Source organism: Nonomuraea rhodomycinica, assembly GCF_013363995.1.
Classification (GTDB): domain Bacteria; phylum Actinomycetota; class Actinomycetes; order Streptosporangiales; family Streptosporangiaceae; genus Nonomuraea; species Nonomuraea rhodomycinica.
Window position 1 is genome coordinate 898,196 of the sequence record NZ_JABWGO010000002.1, and the last position, 16,500, is coordinate 914,695.

At 71.9% G+C, this 16,500-nt stretch carries 15 protein-coding genes and 1 pseudogene; 7 read left to right on the forward strand and 9 right to left on the reverse strand.

Annotation, left to right across the window (positions count from 1 at the left end; genetic code table 11):
- Window positions 1–7 precede the first annotated feature (7 nt).
- From HT134_RS15065 to HT134_RS46960, 3 genes and pseudogenes are all read left to right on the forward strand, one after another.
- Window positions 8–1,366 (forward strand): hypothetical protein, encoded by a 1,359-nt coding sequence (locus tag HT134_RS15065; RefSeq protein WP_175600945.1) that lies wholly within the window; start codon window positions 8–10, stop codon window positions 1,364–1,366.
- A 277-nt stretch (window positions 1,367–1,643) separates the two neighbouring features.
- Window positions 1,644–1,946, forward strand: a pseudogene (locus tag HT134_RS48085) (GNAT family N-acetyltransferase); the annotation flags it as partial.
- A 759-nt stretch (window positions 1,947–2,705) separates the two neighbouring features.
- Complete coding sequence (locus HT134_RS46960; RefSeq protein ID WP_281387486.1) at window positions 2,706–2,837, forward strand: hypothetical protein; 132 nt, start codon at window positions 2,706–2,708, stop codon at window positions 2,835–2,837.
- Here HT134_RS46960 and pdxR read toward each other — a convergent pair.
- Window positions 2,810–4,267: a MocR-like pyridoxine biosynthesis transcription factor PdxR gene (pdxR, locus tag HT134_RS15075; protein WP_175600947.1), complete on the reverse strand. Its 1,458-nt coding sequence runs from the start codon at window positions 4,265–4,267 to the stop codon at window positions 2,810–2,812. The genes HT134_RS46960 and pdxR overlap by 28 nt on opposite strands.
- A 47-nt stretch (window positions 4,268–4,314) precedes the next feature.
- On the opposite strand from pdxR, the gene HT134_RS15080 reads away from it, so the two are divergent.
- Window positions 4,315–4,512 (forward strand): hypothetical protein, encoded by a 198-nt coding sequence (locus HT134_RS15080; RefSeq protein ID WP_175600948.1) that lies wholly within the window; start codon window positions 4,315–4,317, stop codon window positions 4,510–4,512.
- Here HT134_RS15080 and HT134_RS15085 read toward each other — a convergent pair.
- From HT134_RS15085 to HT134_RS15120, 8 genes are all read right to left on the reverse strand, one after another.
- Window positions 4,502–6,094, reverse strand: a complete 1,593-nt coding sequence (locus HT134_RS15085; protein ID WP_175600949.1) for an FAD-dependent monooxygenase — start codon at window positions 6,092–6,094, stop codon at window positions 4,502–4,504. The genes HT134_RS15080 and HT134_RS15085 overlap by 11 nt on opposite strands.
- A 293-nt stretch (window positions 6,095–6,387) precedes the next feature.
- Window positions 6,388–6,678: an MTH1187 family thiamine-binding protein gene (locus HT134_RS15090; protein ID WP_175594105.1), complete on the reverse strand. Its 291-nt coding sequence runs from the start codon at window positions 6,676–6,678 to the stop codon at window positions 6,388–6,390.
- A 106-nt stretch (window positions 6,679–6,784) separates the two neighbouring features.
- Window positions 6,785–7,108 (reverse strand): hypothetical protein, encoded by a 324-nt coding sequence (locus HT134_RS15095; protein ID WP_175594104.1) that lies wholly within the window; start codon window positions 7,106–7,108, stop codon window positions 6,785–6,787.
- Window positions 7,109–7,118: 10 nt separating this feature from the next.
- Window positions 7,119–7,796 carry a uracil-DNA glycosylase gene (locus tag HT134_RS15100; RefSeq protein ID WP_175600950.1) on the reverse strand — a complete coding sequence of 226 codons (678 nt, stop codon included), beginning with the start codon at window positions 7,794–7,796 and terminating at the stop codon, window positions 7,119–7,121.
- A 138-nt stretch (window positions 7,797–7,934) separates the two neighbouring features.
- Complete coding sequence (locus tag HT134_RS15105; RefSeq protein ID WP_175600951.1) at window positions 7,935–8,837, reverse strand: carbohydrate ABC transporter permease; 903 nt, start codon at window positions 8,835–8,837, stop codon at window positions 7,935–7,937.
- Window positions 8,834–10,219 carry an ABC transporter permease gene (locus HT134_RS15110; protein WP_175600952.1) on the reverse strand — a complete coding sequence of 462 codons (1,386 nt, stop codon included), beginning with the start codon at window positions 10,217–10,219 and terminating at the stop codon, window positions 8,834–8,836. Before HT134_RS15110 ends, HT134_RS15105 begins: the two co-directional genes overlap by 4 nt.
- A 12-nt stretch (window positions 10,220–10,231) precedes the next feature.
- Window positions 10,232–11,563, reverse strand: coding sequence for an ABC transporter substrate-binding protein (locus HT134_RS15115; RefSeq protein ID WP_175600953.1), 1,332 nt, complete (start codon window positions 11,561–11,563; stop codon window positions 10,232–10,234).
- Between the two features lie 7 nt (window positions 11,564–11,570).
- A complete protein-coding gene (locus tag HT134_RS15120; protein WP_312888132.1) occupies window positions 11,571–12,818 on the reverse strand; it encodes an ABC transporter substrate-binding protein in 1,248 nt (415 codons plus the stop codon).
- Window positions 12,819–12,948: 130 nt separating this feature from the next.
- Between HT134_RS15120 and HT134_RS15125 the strand changes: the two genes are divergently transcribed.
- From HT134_RS15125 to HT134_RS15135, 3 genes are read left to right on the forward strand one after another with little or no spacing between them, the layout of a single operon-like run.
- Window positions 12,949–13,455: a PadR family transcriptional regulator gene (locus HT134_RS15125; protein WP_175600954.1), complete on the forward strand. Its 507-nt coding sequence runs from the start codon at window positions 12,949–12,951 to the stop codon at window positions 13,453–13,455.
- Complete coding sequence (locus tag HT134_RS15130; RefSeq protein WP_175600955.1) at window positions 13,452–14,180, forward strand: ABC transporter ATP-binding protein; 729 nt, start codon at window positions 13,452–13,454, stop codon at window positions 14,178–14,180. Before HT134_RS15125 ends, HT134_RS15130 begins: the two co-directional genes overlap by 4 nt.
- A 52-nt stretch (window positions 14,181–14,232) precedes the next feature.
- The gene (locus HT134_RS15135; protein ID WP_175600956.1) at window positions 14,233–16,500 is read left to right on the forward strand and encodes an ABC transporter permease; all 2,268 of its coding nucleotides are present in this window, start codon (window positions 14,233–14,235) and stop codon (window positions 16,498–16,500) included.

The following is a 16,500-nucleotide window of genomic DNA, read 5'->3' on the forward strand; positions in this document are numbered from 1 at the left end:
GGCCCTCATGAAGATCCCCCTGCCGCTGCCCGCGGCTCTGACGAGCCGGTTCGTCGTCGCCATCGAGCGTCTGCCGTGCCCGATCCCCGACCTCGTGCCGTGGAGGGTCGCCAAGCCGCACCGCAAGGCCGCCATGACCGCCTACGGAACGCCCGGCCTGGAGGTCACGCACCACCCGGCACCGTGGAGAGGCGTCACCACGCCGCCCGGGAGCAGAGCCCTGCGCCGCCCGATCTCGCCGCCGCACAGAGCCACGCCACTCCCACCCGCCTCACCTCGTCCCGACGCACGCCGGAGCGCGCCCTACGCCGGGCGGCGGATCCCCGGCGAGCACGAACACCGGGCCGCCCACTACCCCGACCCCCGAATCCCCGGCACAGACCCCCGCACCCCCTTCCACCACAACCTCGACACCCGGCACCCCGCCGAGAGCCGAAGCCGCCACCCCGAGGAGCGCTGGACCTCCCACCACGACGGCTGTCGCTTCCTCCACCACGACGAACGCCGCCTCCTGCGACGTGCCAGACAGCACCTGGTGGTCTCCTCGACCGCGCCCCCGCACCAGCTCCCGGACATCCTCCAGGTCGCCCGCGCGACGGCCCGCGCCCTGGCCCGGCAGTGCGGCGGCCTGGTCATCGACCCGCTGACGGGCTCGACGGTGCCGAGCTGTGACCGCTGCCCCGACGAGCCCGTCGTCTTCCGGCTCGCCGACGACTGGCTGGGCTGGGACGTCCAGGTCCACGACGACGCCACCTGCCCGCCCTGGGACCCTGCTGACACGGCGGCGTGCGACTGCCTGCGGGTCACCTCACGAGGGCTGCGCCGCTTCGCGCTGCCGGAGATCACCATCGACGGCGCCGCCTGCGCCCACACGCTGTGCGCGACGAACCTCCTCCGTACGGTGGCGAGCCATCTGCTGGCCGACCACCTGGCGTTCCTCGCGACACACCCGAGGGCGGACGTCCGCCTCATCGACGACCACCTGCACATCAGCCCGCCGGGAGACCCCATGGCGTGGAGCGAACCGCCCGACAGCATCGGCCAGGCGACGCCACCGTCACACACCGCAGGTGGCTTCTCCGCCGTCTCCGCCGTCACCGCCTCGCGGCCTGCGACCTCGTCGGCTCTCGCAGGGCCGTCGTTCGACGTACGCCTGACGCCCTGCGAAACGGAGCCCCCGACCATGGGCAGACCGGGAAGCGTCCGCCGCCTCAAGGTCGCCCCGGTCTCGGGCACAGGGAGGGCGACCTGCCTCAAGGTCGGCCCACCTTCGGGCTTCACCGGCTCATTGAACGACTGGCTCTGCGCCACCCAGGAGGCAAGCCCACCCCGCCCCAGCACCGCACCGTACCCCCTCGCAGCTTGACCGACCCGAGCCCGCCCCGGGCCCCAGTTCGCCAGGCGGCGCACGGCGGACGGTGACGGGGATGGGGATGGGGAGCACGACGTGGCGGCTTGAATGGCGGGGACCTGCCGGAACAGGCGTGGACAGGGATGCGGCGGGGCATGCCGCCACGCGCTGCTCGCCGCGGGCGCGATCCTGGCGAGCCTCTGGCCGGAGCAGTCGATGATGGGGTGAGTTCGCGACTAGGTGTGGAGGAGACGTGGCAGAGGGCATGGTGCGCGGCGCGGAAGAGGGCGACATGCCCGCTGTGCGGGCGGTGGCCAGGCGGTTCGGGCTGCTGCGGGGCTGGCCTGCGGCACGCGACTTCCTCGACGCCGAGCGGGCCTTCGGCAGGCTCGTCCTCGCCCCCACGGCGAACGGGCGGGCCCGGGGTTTCGGCGGCACGCTGCGCCGTGGTGAAGTCACGCACCTGGGCGACCTGTTCGTCCTGCCCGAGCACCAGTCGTCCGGGGTGGGGCGCGCTCTCCTCGCGGAGTTGCTGGGCGGGGGCGGACCGAAAGTCACCTTCGCCTCCTCGGACCCGCGCGCCATGGGCCTGTACATCCGGTACGGGCTGCGCCCCTGGTGCCCGCTGCTCTACCTGACCGGTCCCGCCTCAGGTCTGCCTGCCCCGCCGGTCCGGGAGGCACGCCCGGAGGACGTCGTGGAGCTCGACGCGCGGGCCGGCGGCGGTGCCCGCCCGGGCACACTCGCCTGGTACGCCGCCACGCCGGGCGTCACCCCGTACACGACGGGTGAGGGATATGCCTTCGCCCGAGTGAGCGGCGGCGACGTCGTGATCGGCCCGGCCGGCGGCACGACGCCACAGGATTGCGCGGAGGCGGCGCTCGGCGCACTCGCAGCGACGGTCCGGTCCACCGGGCCTTTGGGGTCAAATGGCGCTTCCGGCTCCAACGGACCTTCGGAGTCTGCCGGGGATTTCGGGTCAGGCTGCGCTGCCGGGTCTACCCGGGCTATGGGGTCCGCCGGAGCTTCCGGGTCAAGTGGCGCTTCCGCGTCAACCGGGCTAGAGGGGTCTATCGGGCCTGTCAGGTCCAGCTGCGCCGGGTCTACCTGGGCTAGGGGGTCGGTCGGGACTCTTGGATCAAGCGGCGCTTCCAGGTCCACCGGGCCTTTGGGGTCATCGAGCGGGGACATAGCGCCAAGAGCGACTATCCGGTCCGCCGGGGCTGTCCCGTCAACAGCGGCCATCCGGTCCGCCGGGGCCGTCCCGTCAACAGCGGAGGTCCGGGAGAGCGCGACGGGCCAGGCCGGCGGTGGCGAGCCGGCGCCGCTTGTGGCCAGGATCGCGGTGCCGGGGGTGCATCCGCTCGTGTCGCCGCTGGTCGAGGCCGGGTGGAGGATCGGCGACCTGGACACGTTCATGGCCGACGACGGCGCTCTCTCCCTGATCCGCCCCGACCGCTACATCCCGCACCCCGACCTCGGCTGAGGCCCGGTGGCCGGCATGCGTTCCCGCAGGGCGTCGACGAGCGCGTCCAGGGCGCTGCCATAGGCGTGCTCGGCCGGGGTGGCGTAGCCGATGACGACGGCGAGCGGGGACCGCTCCGGCCGGTGGTAGAAGGGCGAGATGCCTTCGACGTGGATGCCGCGTCCGGCCAGGTGAGCGAGCAGGGCCGCCTCGTGGTCGGACCCGGCGGGGAGGCGGAGGACGGCGTGCAGGCCGGCGGCGATGCCGGACAGGCGGCCGTGCGGCAGGCGCCGGGTGACGGCCTCGCCGAGAAGGTCGCGCCGCCGGCGGTAGCGGGCCCGGCAGCGGCGCACGTGCCGGTCGAGTTCGCCCGTCCGGACGAGCCGCGCGAGCACGAGCTGGTCGATGACGCTGACCGAGGACTCGTCCCAGCGCGTCACCTCCCGCAGCGCGGCGAGCAGGCCGCTGGGCAGGGCGAGCCAGGCCAGGCGCAGGCCGGGCGCGATGGTCTTGCTGGCGGTTCCGGCGTAGACGACCCGGTCGGGTGCCATGCCCTGGAGCGCGCCGACGGGCTGGCGATCGTAACGGAACTCGCCGTCGTAGTCGTCCTCCACGATGTACGCGCCGGTCCGCCTGGCCCAGGACACCAGCTCGACGCGCCGGGCGGGGCTCAGGGTGACCCCGAGCGGGTACTGGTGGGCGGGGGTGACGACGACGGCGCTCTCGTCCGTGAGGCCCTCGACGATCAATCCGTCCCGGTCGACGGGGAGGCGCCGCGCCCGGTGTCCGAGCTGTTCGACGAGCGCCGGGTGGCGGGGCTCGGTGGGGTCCTCGAAGGCGAGCGCGCCGGCGGAGCCGCCGTGATGGCGGAGGACCTGACACACCAGGCGCAACGCGTGGGCGTAGCCGGCGCACACCACGATGTGGTCGGGCGTGGTGCTGACGCCACGGGCCCGGCCGAGGTACTCGGCCAGCGCCTGCCGCAGCTCGATCGCGCCCGTTGGCTCCCGGTAGCCGAAGGCGGTGTTGGGGGCGGTCTGCATGACGTGCCGGGTGGCGGCGAGCCACTCGCGTCGCGGGAACGCGGCGAGGTCGGGAGAGCCGGAGCGCAGATCGACACCCCGTACGGGCCGCAGGGTGGCGTGGGACGGGGGCGCGGTCTCCGCGGGCGGCGCGGTGGGCTGGGGCGCGACGCGGATGCCCGAGCGTGGCTTCGACTCCAGGTATCCCTCGGCGACGAGCTGGTCCAGGGCCTGGGTGACGGTGCCGCGGGCGAGCCCGAGGTCGCGGGCGAGCGCCCGCGACGACGGCAGCCGTGTTCCCGAGCTGAGCCGGCCGCTTCGCACGGCGTCACGCAGGGCGTGTTCGAGCCCGGCCCGCAGACCGTGCCCCGCGCCGGTCCGGAGATGGACGTGGAGATCCAGCCCCCATCTGGACCACTCATCCTCCATGGATCTGGACTATATCCCTGAGCCAGACGTTCTCTACGTTGTCAGGAATGAGACATCTAGCCGCGGCCATCGGGCTCACGAACCATCTCCTCGGGCCGGTCTCCCGCACGGAACGGGCGGGAGACGAGCGCATGTGGGGGATCGCGCGGTGGGTGGCAGGCGTGAGCGCGCGACCCCTGGCCACGACGGGCCCCGGCGTGGCCGGAACACGCGACGTCGCCGCAGGGGAGCCCGTCAGCGGCTGAGCACCTGACGCAGCACGCGCTCCAGCGTGGCCGCCGGCGCGGGGTCCGGCTCCGGGGACCGCCAGGCCACGTATCCGTCGGGCCGCACCAGCACGGCGCCGCCCTCGCCCACGCCGTACCTCTTGCCGAAGACGCCCTCCACGTCCGTCAGCTCGTCGCCCACCATGACCCGCGTGAGCTGGATCCCGAGCTTGTCCTGCACCCGGCGCCCGGCGTCGGTCCAGGCCCGCCCCTTCGGCCCGGCCAGCAGCACGAACCCGGACGCGAACAGGTCGATCGTGGAGATCCGCTGCCCGTCCCAGTCGAGGACGACGTGCGGGGCCCGGCCGCCGGGCCGGCCGGTGGGCACGCGCGGGTCCTCCAGCAGCGAGCCGTCGTCGCCGGGCTCGGCCACGACGGCCGTCGAGTGGTAGCGGTAGCCGAGCAGGGCCGGGAGGAAGTCCTCCAGCGGCTCCGGGTAGTCGACGCGCCGGCCGGGCGGCATCCGCACCCCGAGGTTGGCGAGCTGCGCGTCGGCGGTCAGGGCGCCGATGGGGCGGCGTTCCGCGTCGTAGGTGTCGAGGAAGCCGGGCCCGGCCTGGCCGGTGAGGACGAGCCAGAGCCGCCAGGCGATGTCGCAGCCGTCCTGCAGCGCGGTGCTGCCGCCCTGGCCGCCGGTGGGCGGCATGGTGTGGGCCGCGTCGCCGGCCAGGAACACCCGGCCGTGCCGGTACCGCTCGGCCAGGATGTGCGCGAGGGTGAAGGAGGTCGTGTCCAGGATCCGCACGTCGAGGTCCGGGACACCGGTGGCGACGCGCACCAGATCCACGCACCGCTCGGGGGTGAAGTCGGCCGCGCTCTCGCCCTTGCCGGGGTCGTAGTTGACGCCCACGACGTGCGCGCCGACGCCGGTGCCGGTGACGATCACGCCGGTGAACACGTCGTTCTGCAGGTACCACAGCGTGACCTCGCGCTCGCGGACGAGCCCGCTCAGGTCCGCGTCGAACATGATCGAGAACATGTGCCCGAGCGGGCCCTTGCCCGTGGTGGGGATGCCGAGCGCCTCGCGCAGCGGGCTGCGGTAGCCGTCGGCGGCCACCACGTAGTCGGCCCGGACCAGGCTGTCGACGCCGCCCGACCGGATGACCGCCGTCACGCCCTCGCCGTCCTGGTCGAGCGTGACCAGCTCGGTCGAGAAGCGCAGGTCGGCGCCCAGCTCCTCGGCCTTGGCGCGCAGCACCCGCTCGATCTCGGCCTGCGGGGCGCCCACCTGGGTGGCGGGGGTGAGCTCGGAGAGGAAGTCCAGCGCCTGGTTCTCCATGATCATGTGGGGGTTCGGGGCGCTGAGGCTGGGGGCGATGGCGATGCGCATGTCGTCGCCGATGCCCTCCCAGATCCGGCCGAGGGCGTGCTCGACGCCGGGCACGGGCCGCAGCAGCTCGACGGCTCGCGGGCCGACGCCGAACGCCTTGGGCTGGATCGAGGTGCCGGGGTGCCGCTCGACGAGCATGACGGGGATCTGCCGCCACGCGAGGAGCATGGCCGCGCTCAGCCCGGCGTAGCCGCCGCCGACGATCAGGACGGGCACTCGTTCGTGCTTCATGTCCACCTCTCAGGGGGTACGCGAAGGGGAAGGGGAACGCGTCATATCGCGTTCGCGTCGCGAAGAACACGATATGTCGCGTCACCGGAGCGGGTCAAGACATATCGCGTTTGCGCTGAGGGGTCTCCATGGATGTCCCAAGCGTGCCGGCCCGCAACCCGTGCGTGCGCGCCCACCAGGGGGCACGCACGCTCACGAGCCCCCAGGGAGGGGGCAGGATTCCAGGGAGCGGCCGGACTCACAGGAAGGACGTCAGGACTCCCATGGAGGGGCCAGAACTCCCGGCGAGGGGACTAGGACAGGTGGCGTTCCAGGGATTCGAGCTTGCTCGTCATCCCGTCCGTGACGCCCTCGCGCAGGTCGGCCTTCAGGACGAGGCTGACCCGGGGTGCGACCTCCGCCACCGCGTCCACGGCGCGCTTGACGACGGCCATCACCTCGTCCCACTCACCCTCGATCGTGGTGAACATGGCGTCGGTGCGATTCGGCAGCCCGCTCTCCCTGACCACCTTGACGGCGCGCGCCACCGGCTCGGCGACCCCTTCGCCGACGCCCAGCGGGGTGATGGAGAATGCGACGATCACAGCGTGCCCTCTCGTGCGGGCGGGCACGGACGACCCCGTGCCCGGACTCTTCGCCGGCCTGACGGCCGGTCACGGCGCGCCTCAGCGCCGTGACCGGCTCCCGATGTCAGGCGTGCGCATGCTCCTCGTCGTCCTCGTCGTCCTCGGGCGCTTCGGACGGCTCGACACCCAGCATGGCCTCGCGGGGCTCGATCTCGTCGATGTGGTCCACGAGCTGGAGCACGTGGTCGGGCTCGATGAGCCACTGCAACGCCGAGGCGCCGGTCTCGTCGGAGGAGACCAGCTCGGCCTGCTCGGCCCGCTCCTCGTCGGACAGGTCGGCGTCCGGGTGCCGGATCTCGGCGAGCGCGGCGGCCTGCAGCGCATTGACGTCGAGCACCTCGACGGTCAGCTCGACCGTGAGACGCAGGAATTTCTCGTTATCGCTCATGGCGACGATGCTAGGGCAGCTTCCACTCGACCGGGGTCGCGCCTTGCTGGATGAGCAGCTCGTTGGCCCGGCTGAACGGCCGCGACCCGAAGAATCCGTTGCGCGCCGACAGCGGCGACGGGTGGGCCGACTCGATGCGCGGGACCTGGCCGAGCATGGGCGCGAGGTTGCGCGCGTCGCGGCCCCACAGGATCGCGACCATCGGCTTGTCGCGGGCCACGAGGGCGCGGATGGCCTGCTCGGTGACCTCCTCCCAGCCCTTGCCGCGGTGGGAGGCGGGCTTGCCGGGCATCACGGTGAGCACCCGGTTGAGCAGCAGGACGCCCTGCTCGGCCCACGGGGTCAGGTCGCCGTTCGCCGGACGCGGGAGCCCCAGGTCGGACTCCATCTCCTTGTAGATGTTGAGCAGACTGCCCGGGATGGGCCGCACGTCGGGGGCGACGGAGAAGGACAGCCCGATGGGGTGCCCGGGGGTGGGGTAGGGGTCCTGCCCGACGATCAGCACCTTGACCTCGTCGAAGGGCTGGCTGAAGGCGCGCAGCACGTTGGCTCCGGAGGGGAGGTACTGCCGGCCTTCGTTGATCTCGTTGCGCAGGAACTCGCCCATGTGGGCGATCCGCTCGGCGACGGGCTCCAGTGCTCGGGCCCATCCGGCTTCGACGACTTCGTTCAGGGGACGACCTGCCATGGCCGATCAGCCTATCCAGGTCTGGTGCGGCTCGTGTCCGAATCGGGCGCTCCGGCCGTACCGGAATGATCACAGAGCACGACGGAGCGGGCGCCCGCAGCCCCTGTGAGATGCGAGCGCCCGCTTACGGAGGACCGGCTACTTGACGGAGCCGGCCATCATGCCCTGGACGAAGTACCGCTGGAAGGCGAAGAACAGGATCAGCGGGACGATCAGCGACAGGAACGCCCCCGAGGAGAGGATGTCCACGTTGGACCCGAACTGCCGCATCTGCGACTGGAGGGCCTTGGTCATCGGCTGGCTCTCGGTGTTCGCGAAGACCAGCGCGATGAGCATGTCGTTCCACACCCACAGGAACTGGAAGATGCCCAGCGAGGCGATCGCCGGCTTGCCCAGCGGGAACACCACCGAGACGAAGATCTTCCACTCCGGCGCGCCGTCCATCCGGGCCGCCTCCAGCAGCGAGGCCGGGATGCCGACGAAGAAGTTGCGCAGCAGGAAGATCGCGAACGGCAGGCCGAACGCCGTGTGGAACAGCACCACGCCGGGGATCGAGCCGAAGATCCCCATGTCGCCGTACATCTTGGCGATCGGGATGAGAGCGATCTGGATCGGCACGATGAGCAGCCCGACCACGACGAGGAACAGCGTGTCGCGGCCCTTGAACTCCATCCACGCGAACGCGTAGGCCGCCATGGCCGCGATGCCGATCACCAGGACCGTGGTCGGCACCGTGATCGCCACGGTGTTCCAGAACGACGAGGTGAAGCCGCTGGCCAGCAGGTCGCTGTAGTTCTTGATGGTCAGTTCGGCCGGCTTGGTGAAGACCGTCCACCAGCCCTCGGCGTTGTTGACGTCCACCGTGCGCAGCGAGACGACGAACAGGCCGATCGTGGGCACCAGCCAGAACAGGCCGAGCAGCACCATGAGGACCTGGATCACGCCGCTGCCGACGCGGTCCACGATCCTGCCGGCCAGGCCCCTGCGGGGCGCGCCCGTCTGCAGGCCGGCGGGAGCGGCCGTGGCTGTCGCGGTCGTCATGCGTTCTCCCTCCTGAACCTGCGGATGTTCATGATCATGAAGGGCAGGACCAGAATGAGCAGGAAGATCGCCAGCGCGCTGCCGAGCCCCTGGTTGTTGCCGCCGCCGAAGGCCACCCGCCACATCTCCAGCGCGACCACGTTCGCCTCCGGCTGGACCGAGGACGGCGCGATGATGAAGACGAGGTCGAAGACCTTCAGGGTATTGATGATCATGGTGACGAAGACGACCAGCAGCACCGGCGACAGCAGCGGCACCGTGATCCGCCGGAACACCTGCCACTCCGTCGCGCCGTCGATGCGGGCGGCCTCCAGCGCGTCCCGCGGGATGGCCGCCAGGCCCGCCGCGATCAGCACCATCGCGAACCCGGCCCACACCCAGACGAACGCGCCGATGATCGCCGGTGTGATGAGCGTCGGCCCGAGCCAGGTCAGGCCGTTGTAGGCGGCCTTGAAGTTCGACTGCGGCAGCCGCACCACGTACGAGCCGGCCGGCAGTCCCTCGAAGCGGAACGAGCCGTCCTCGGCGGTCGTGGCGGTGCCGGCCACCTGGCCGTCCTTGACCGCCTCCACCGTCATGCCGGGCAGGCCCTTCTCGCCCGCGTCGACCTGGTTCGGCGCGCCACCGCCGCCGGGGGTGAAGTCGAACCACACCGTGCCGGCCAGGCCGCCGCCGCCCGTGGGCGCCTTGGCGGGCCGGGCGTTCTTCGGCATGGCCGCGGGCTTGACGCCCACGATCGGGACCAGCACCGGCTGTCCCGCCTGCACGGCCTGCTTGGTGACGACTCCGCCGTTCTGCGCGGCCACCGCCGACTGGGCGCCCTCACGGGGACGCGCCTCCGGGTAGCCCTGCGAGGAGGAGAACGTGTCGTGCACGGTGGTGAGGATGGCGTTGGCCACGCCCCTGTCCGGGGCCTCGTCGTACACGAGGCGGAAGATCACGCCGGCGGCCATGAGCGAGACCGCCATCGGCATGAACACGATGAGCTTGAACGCCGTCGCCCACCGGATCCGCTCGGTGAGCACCGCGAAGATGAGCCCGAGCGTGGTGACCACGATCGGCGCCACGACCACCCAGATCAGGTTGTTCCTGATCGTGGTGAGCATGCCGGCGTCGGTGAAGATCGTGGTGTAGTTCCCCAGCCCCACGAACCCCTTGCCGGAGGCGTCGAAGAGGCTGCGGAACAGGGAGTAGACGATCGGGTAGACCACCCAGACGCCCAGCAGCACGGCCGCCGGGAGGAGGAAGGCGATGGCGACCGCCGGCGAGGGGCCGAGGCGTCGTGTGGTGCGGGGGGTATCAGCCGGTCCGGCTGCGCCGCCGCGCGAGGTCTCCTCCTCGCGCGGCACCGCCGGGGCCGGGCCGTCCAACCGTTCGGTCACGGCCTTACCTCTTTACTTCCAGGCCTTCTTGGCCTCTGCCTCCAGCGCGGCCTGCGCGCCCTTGATGTCCGTGGGCTTGCGCAGGAAGTCCTGGAGGATCTTCCACTCGCCCTTGCCGTCAGTGCCGCCGAACGCGCTGGGCGCGAGGTCCGACATGTCGTAGCGGACGGCGTCGCCGGCCGAGACGATCGTCTGGCCGAGCTGCTTGGTCAGCGCGTCGGGGTAGTTGTCGGGGGAGACGTTCTTGTTGGGCGACAGGTAGCCGGGCAGCTTGGCCCAGATCTCGCCGCCCTCCTTGGAGGCGAGGAACTCCAGCAGCGCCATGGCGCCGGGGGAGTCCTTCATCGCGACCGCGACGTCGCCGCCGAGGATGACGGGCGCGGTGTCGCCGGCCTTCGGGAACGGGATGGCCTTGGCGTCCTCGCCGACCTTGCCCTTGGCCTGGGCGACGGAGGTGGCCACGAAGTCGGCCTCGATCACCATGGCCGACTTCTTGTTGGCGAAGACCTTGTTGGCGCAGGTCGGGAAGTCGGTCTGCATGGTGCCGGAGGTGCCGTCGACCATGAACTCCTGCTTGCCGGCGATCTGCGCGATCTTCTCCAGCGCGGTGGCCACGCTCGGGTCGGTCCACGGGATCTCGTGCTTGGAGAGCTGGTCGTACTTCTCGGGGCCGGCCGTCGAGAGGTAGATGTTCTCGAACAGGTCGGTCAGGGTCCAGGCGGACGCGCCGCAGAGGGAGAACGGCGCGGTGCCGGAGTCGGCGATGGTCTGCGCGGCCTTCATCAGGTCGTCCCAGGTGGCCGGCTCCTGGACGCCGGCGTCCTGGAAGGCCTGCGTGCGGTACCAGACCAGCGACTTGTGCGCGGCCTTGATCAGCACGCCGTACACCTTGCCGTCGGCGGAGCCGAGCTCCTTCCAGTACGGGGTGTAGTTGGCGTCGATCTCCTTGGTCACCGCGTCGGTCAGCGGCTTGAGCGCGCCCTGCTTGGCGTACTGCTGCACCAGGCCGGGCTGCGGGAGGACGGCCACGTCGGGCGGGCTGCCGCCCTGGATGCGCGGGCCGAGGTAGGCACCGGTGTCCTCGCCGGTGGAGGCGTAGGTGACCTTGGCGCCGGTCTTCTCGGTGAAGGCCTTGAGCACCTGCTCGAAGTTCTTCTGCTCGTCGCCGGTCCACTTGGCGGCGATCTCCAGCTTGACCCCTTCGAGGGTCTTGCCGCCGCCGCCCGTGCTCGCCGAGCTCGCGGAGCTCGAGGCCGCGGGCTCGCTCGTCGTCGGCGCGTTGCCGCAGGCGGCGACGGCTACCGCGAGCCCGGCCAGGATGACTGCTGCGCTGGCTTTTGCCATGACTTCCTCACTGGGTTCTGATGATCTCTTCGAGTTCGGATCTCATCGAGGCCGCGACGTCGTCGGCGGACTCGGTGAAGGGAGGACTGATGGCCTTGGCGACCGAGCTGGCGATCACCAGGCTCAGCTGGTTGTAGGTGGGACTCGCCGGCCGGAGCTTGGCGGCGAGGATGCTCTCCTTGAGCACGGGCAGGTACGGGAAGCGCCTGATCAGCTCGGGATCGTCGTACAGCTCGGTCCACACCGGCGGGAAGGACCCCTCGGTGAGGACCCGGCGCTCGTTGTCCAGGCCCGTGAAGTAGCGGATGAACTCCTGCGCGGTCTGCTGGTGCTTGGAGGAGGCGCTGACGGCCAGGTTGGCGCCGCCGAGCGTGCTGGAGCCGGGCCCGTCCAGCCCGGGCAGCCGCGTGACGCCGACCTTGCCGCCGAGCCGCCCGATGGCCGGCCCGTAGGCGTGCGGCCAGTTGCGGGCGAAGGCGAGCCTGCCCTCCTGGAAGGCCAGGCGGGTCTCCTCCTCCTTGTAGGTGAGCGACTCCTTGGGGATCCAGCCCTCGCGCAGCCCCCGCTGGAGGAACTCCAGCGCGGTCTTCGCCTTGGCCGGGTCGAGCGTCACCTTCGTGCCGTCGGGGCTGACGACCTGCCCGCCCGCCGACTGCACGGCCTCGGTGAAGTTGACGGTCAGCCCCTCGTACGCGAGGAACTGCCCGGCATAACCCTCGATGTCATGCTTTTTCGTGACTGCTAGCGCCTGCTCGCGCAGCTCCGCCCAGGTTCTGGGCGGCTTCTTCACGAGGTCGGTGCGGTAGTAGAGCAGCCCCGCGTTGGACGTGTACGGCACGGCCCAGAGCTTGTCCTTGTAGACCGCGGTCTCCACGGCCGTCGGCAGGAGCCTGTCGAGCGGGAAGAGCCCGCGCTCCAGGGGGATGATCCAGCCGTTGTCCGCGAACTCCGCGGTCCACACCACATCCAGTCCGAGCACGTCGTACCGGCTGCTGCGGGCCTGGAGGTTGGCCACCATCTGCGCGCGCTGCTCGTCGGCGGCCTCGGGCAGTTCGAGGAGCGTCACCTTCTCGGCCGGGTGGGCCTGGTTCCAGCGGTCCAGCAGGGGTTGCAGGTACGCCGTGGTGTCGCGCCCGGTGGCGAACGTGATGGGACCCGTGCCGCCGGTCCCGGTGTCGCCACCGCCCTCGTCGCCCGTTCCCGCGCATCCGGCCGCCAGGAGGACGGCCAGCACGATCGGAACGGGGCGAAGCACCCTGTTACCTCCACGTTCCTCGGGATTACATACGTGTTAGGTAGATGCATTCATGTTATGCACACGAGTAATGTGGAGGTCAACGGATGGGCACGTAACGCTCACGTAACGCAAGGGAAGGGGGTGAGGCGTGCGGCCTCACCTGCTGGCCCTGCTGGCGAAGGAGCCGGCTCACGGCTACGAGCTGAAGCAGGCACTGGAGCAGACCTTCGGGTCCGCCTACCCTTCCCCCAACATCGGCCAGATATACGTGACGCTCGGCAGGCTGGAGAAGGACGGCCTGGTCAGGTCCGTCGACGTCGAGCAGTCCAACCGGCCGAACAAGAAGGTCTACTACCTGACCGCCAAGGGCCGCGACGCCCTGACCGCGTGGGTCGAGGAGCCGACCGAGGGGCCGCGGGTGCGCGACGAGTTCTTCATGAAGCTCGTCCTCGCCCCCCTCACCGGCATCGCCGACCGCATGGCTCTCATCAGTCGCCAGCGGCGGCACTATCTTTCCCTCATGGCCGACCTGAACGACCTCCTGTCCGGCACCGACCCCCGCGACCGGGTGGCCGGGCTCCTCATCGAGGGCGCCATGCTGCACCTGCAGGCCGACCTCGACTGGCTGGAGCGCTGCCAGGAGGACCTCGCATGAGCGCCGTCCTCAAGGCGGTCAACCTGGTCAAGATCTACTCCGGGGGCGCCCTGCCGGTGCCCGCGGTCCGGGGCGTCGACCTGGAGGTGGAGGAGGGCGAGTTCGTCGCCGTCATGGGGCCCTCCGGCTCCGGCAAGTCCACGCTCGTCCACATGCTCGGCGGGCTCGACACCCGCACCAGCGGCGAGATCTGGCTCGACGGCAAGCGCGTCGACACGCTGTCGGAGAGCGCCTGGGCGCTGCTGCGCCGCGAGAAGGTCGGCTTCGTCTTCCAGTTCTTCAACCTCGTGGCCAACATGACTGTGGCCGACAACGTCGAGCTGCCCGCCCTGCTGGCCGGGATCTCCCCCAAGGAGGCCCGCGAGCGGCGCGAGAGCCTGCTCGCCGCGCTCAACCTGGGCGACCGGGCCGACGCCGCGCCCGCCCAGCTCTCCGGCGGTGAGCAGCAGCGGGTGGCCCTCGCCCGCGCGCTGGCCAACAAGCCCAGCGTGCTGCTGGCCGACGAACCCACGGGCAACCTCGACAGCCGCAACACCCGCGACGTGCTGCGCCTGCTCGGCGAGGTCCACAAGCAGGGCCAGACCATCGTCATGGTCACCCACGACGCCCGGGTGGCGAGCCTGGCCGACCGCCTGGTGTCGCTGTTCGACGGCCAGATCGTGGACGACGGCCGCATCACGCGCCGGCGCACCGGCACCGCGGGCGAGGTCATCGACCTGCGATGAGCACCTGGCAGCCCGCGCCGAGCACCCGGAAGCGCGCGTGATGAGCACCGGCATGAGCACCGTGCGGGCCGGGAGGCGGTGGATCGCGGCCGACCTGCGGGCCAGGAAGGGGCAGGCGGTCCTGACCGTGCTGCTCGTGGCCGGCATCGTGGCCGCCCTCATCGCCGCCGTCACCCTCCTGGAGGACGGCACCAACCCGTGGCGCAGCCTGTTCGCCCAGACCAACGGCGCCCACGTGTGGCTCTACACCAAGGACCGCCCGCCGGACGAGGTCGGCGCCATCGACGGCGTCACCAGCGTCGCCGGGCCCTACCGCTCGGCGCCCGTCACTGTCGCGCTCGGCGGCAAGAAGGAGCCCGCGGGGCTGCGCGCGCTGCCCTCGCAGGCGCCGCAGGTCGCCCGGCCCGTCGTCACCGAGGGCCGCTGGCTCGACGCGTCCCAGCTCGACGGCGCCGTCGTCGAGCGCTCGTTCGCGACCGCGCTGCGCCTGCGGCCCGGCTCGTCGTTCACGGTCATCGCGCTCAGCGGCGAGCGCCACACCCTGTACGTGCGCGGCATCGCCGACTCGGCCGACCAGGGCTTCTACCCCGAGTGGACGCCCGGCCTGGCCTGGGTGCTGCCGCCCATGCTGGACCGGATCGAGCCGATGCTCGGCCGCAGCGAGTGGGTGACCGGGCTGCGCCTGTCCGACCAGGAGGCCGCGCAGATCGTCTCGCAGCGCGTCGTCGTCATGCTGGAGGACCAGCTCCAGCGTGTCTACACCTGGCGCGAGGTGCGGGCGGCCATGGAGCTCGACAACCGGCTGCTCGGCACGCTGCTCGCGCTGTTCGGCGTGGTCGGCATGGTCGCCGCCGCGCTCGCCCTGGCCAACGCGGCCGGCGGCCGGGTGCTCGGCCAGCTGCGCGACCTGGCCACGCTCAAGTCCATGGGCTTCACCGGGGGCCAGGTGACGCTGCTGCTGCTCGCCGAGCACGGGGCGCTCGCCCTGCTCGGCATCGCGCTCGGCGCCGTGACCGGCTGGGCGGGCACCGTCGCCGTGCTCGGCACCACCTCCGTCGCCCCCATGCCGGTGCTGGCCATCGTCGGCGGCACCGCGCTCGTCGTGCTGGCCGCCGTGGGGCTGCCCGCCTGGCGCGGCGGGCGCACGCCGCCCATCCCGGACGTCCCGGCCGCCCCGCCGCGCGGCCACCTGTCGCGCCTGGCCCGCCTGGCCCTGCTCGTCCGGCTGCCGCCGGCCCTGGTCCTCGGCACCCGCGACGCCTTCACCCGGCGGCTGCCCGCGTTCCTGACCGCGTTCGGACTGGCCGTGCCGATGATGATGATCACGATCGGGCTGGGCGTGTGGTCCACGCTCGACAACTTCCTCAGCCATCCCGAGCAGGTCGGCCAGCACGCCTCCCTGTACGTCCGCCCCGGCAAGCTGGACTCGGCGCAGGCCGCGCGCATCGCCGCCCGCGACCCCGGGGTGCGCGCCGTCTACCCGGGCACCGACGTCAACGCCCTGGCGCCCGGCGAGGCCCGCTCCGTACGCGTGCGGGCGCTCGGCAGCACCACCACGCCGTACCCGTTCCCCGTGGTCGAGGGCCGCATGTTCGCCAGACCCGGCGAGGCCCTGGCCGGGCAGGGGCTGCTCGACCTGCTGGGCGTGCGGATCGGCGACCGCGTGCGGCTCACCGTGGGCGGCTCGCCGCTCATCGTGCGCATCGTCGGCCGCGCCGTCGAGCCGGACCTGGACGGCGAGGTGCTGTCGGTGGGGCTCGACAGCCTGGCCGCCAAGGACGCGGTGCCGCCGGAGTACTACGCGCTGGCGCTGCGCCCCGGCGCCGACCCGGGCGAGGTGCGGGCCCGGCTGCTGGCCGCGTCGGGGGAGAGCCTCGACGTGCAGCGGGTGGTCAACCCGGCCGACCGGCTCTCGGTGATCCGGGTGGTGATCGTGGCCCTGATCGTCGTGCTGGCGCTCATCGGCCTGGCCAACCTGCTCACGGCCAGCGCTCTGGGCCTGCGCGACCACGCCTTCGACCTGGCCGTGCTCAAGGCCATGGGGCTGACGCCCCGGCAGGTCATGGCCACGCTCGTCACGGGCACCGGCCTGCTCGTCGTCGTGGGCGTGGCCGTGGGCGCGGCGGCCGGGGTGTCGATGGTGACGGGCCTGATCGACCTGCAGGGGCACACGAGCGGGGTGGGGGCCGGCATCGGCCGTACCCCGTCGGCGCTGACGATGACGCTGGCCGTGCTCGTGGCGGTGGGGGCCTCGCTCGCGGTGGCGCTCATCCCCGCCCGGCGGGCCGCACGCGCGCAGGTGCCGGTCACCTCGCGGTGA

Coding starts and splice junctions, on each gene's coding strand:
- HT134_RS15115 (WP_175600953.1), bottom strand. CDS start 11,563: ATGGCAAAAGCCAGCGCAGCAGTCATCCTGGCCGGGCTCGCGGTAGCC.
- HT134_RS15105 (WP_175600951.1), bottom strand. CDS start 8,837: ATGACGACCGCGACAGCCACGGCCGCTCCCGCCGGCCTGCAGACGGGC.
- pdxR (WP_175600947.1), bottom strand. CDS start 4,267: ATGGAGGATGAGTGGTCCAGATGGGGGCTGGATCTCCACGTCCATCTC.
- HT134_RS15130 (WP_175600955.1), top strand. CDS start 13,452: ATGAGCGCCGTCCTCAAGGCGGTCAACCTGGTCAAGATCTACTCCGGG.
- HT134_RS15095 (WP_175594104.1), bottom strand. CDS start 7,108: ATGAGCGATAACGAGAAATTCCTGCGTCTCACGGTCGAGCTGACCGTC.
- HT134_RS15100 (WP_175600950.1), bottom strand. CDS start 7,796: ATGGCAGGTCGTCCCCTGAACGAAGTCGTCGAAGCCGGATGGGCCCGA.
- HT134_RS15085 (WP_175600949.1), bottom strand. CDS start 6,094: ATGAAGCACGAACGAGTGCCCGTCCTGATCGTCGGCGGCGGCTACGCC.
- HT134_RS15065 (WP_175600945.1), top strand. CDS start 8: ATGAAGATCCCCCTGCCGCTGCCCGCGGCTCTGACGAGCCGGTTCGTC.
- HT134_RS15080 (WP_175600948.1), top strand. CDS start 4,315: ATGAGACATCTAGCCGCGGCCATCGGGCTCACGAACCATCTCCTCGGG.
- HT134_RS15135 (WP_175600956.1), top strand. CDS start 14,233: ATGAGCACCGTGCGGGCCGGGAGGCGGTGGATCGCGGCCGACCTGCGG.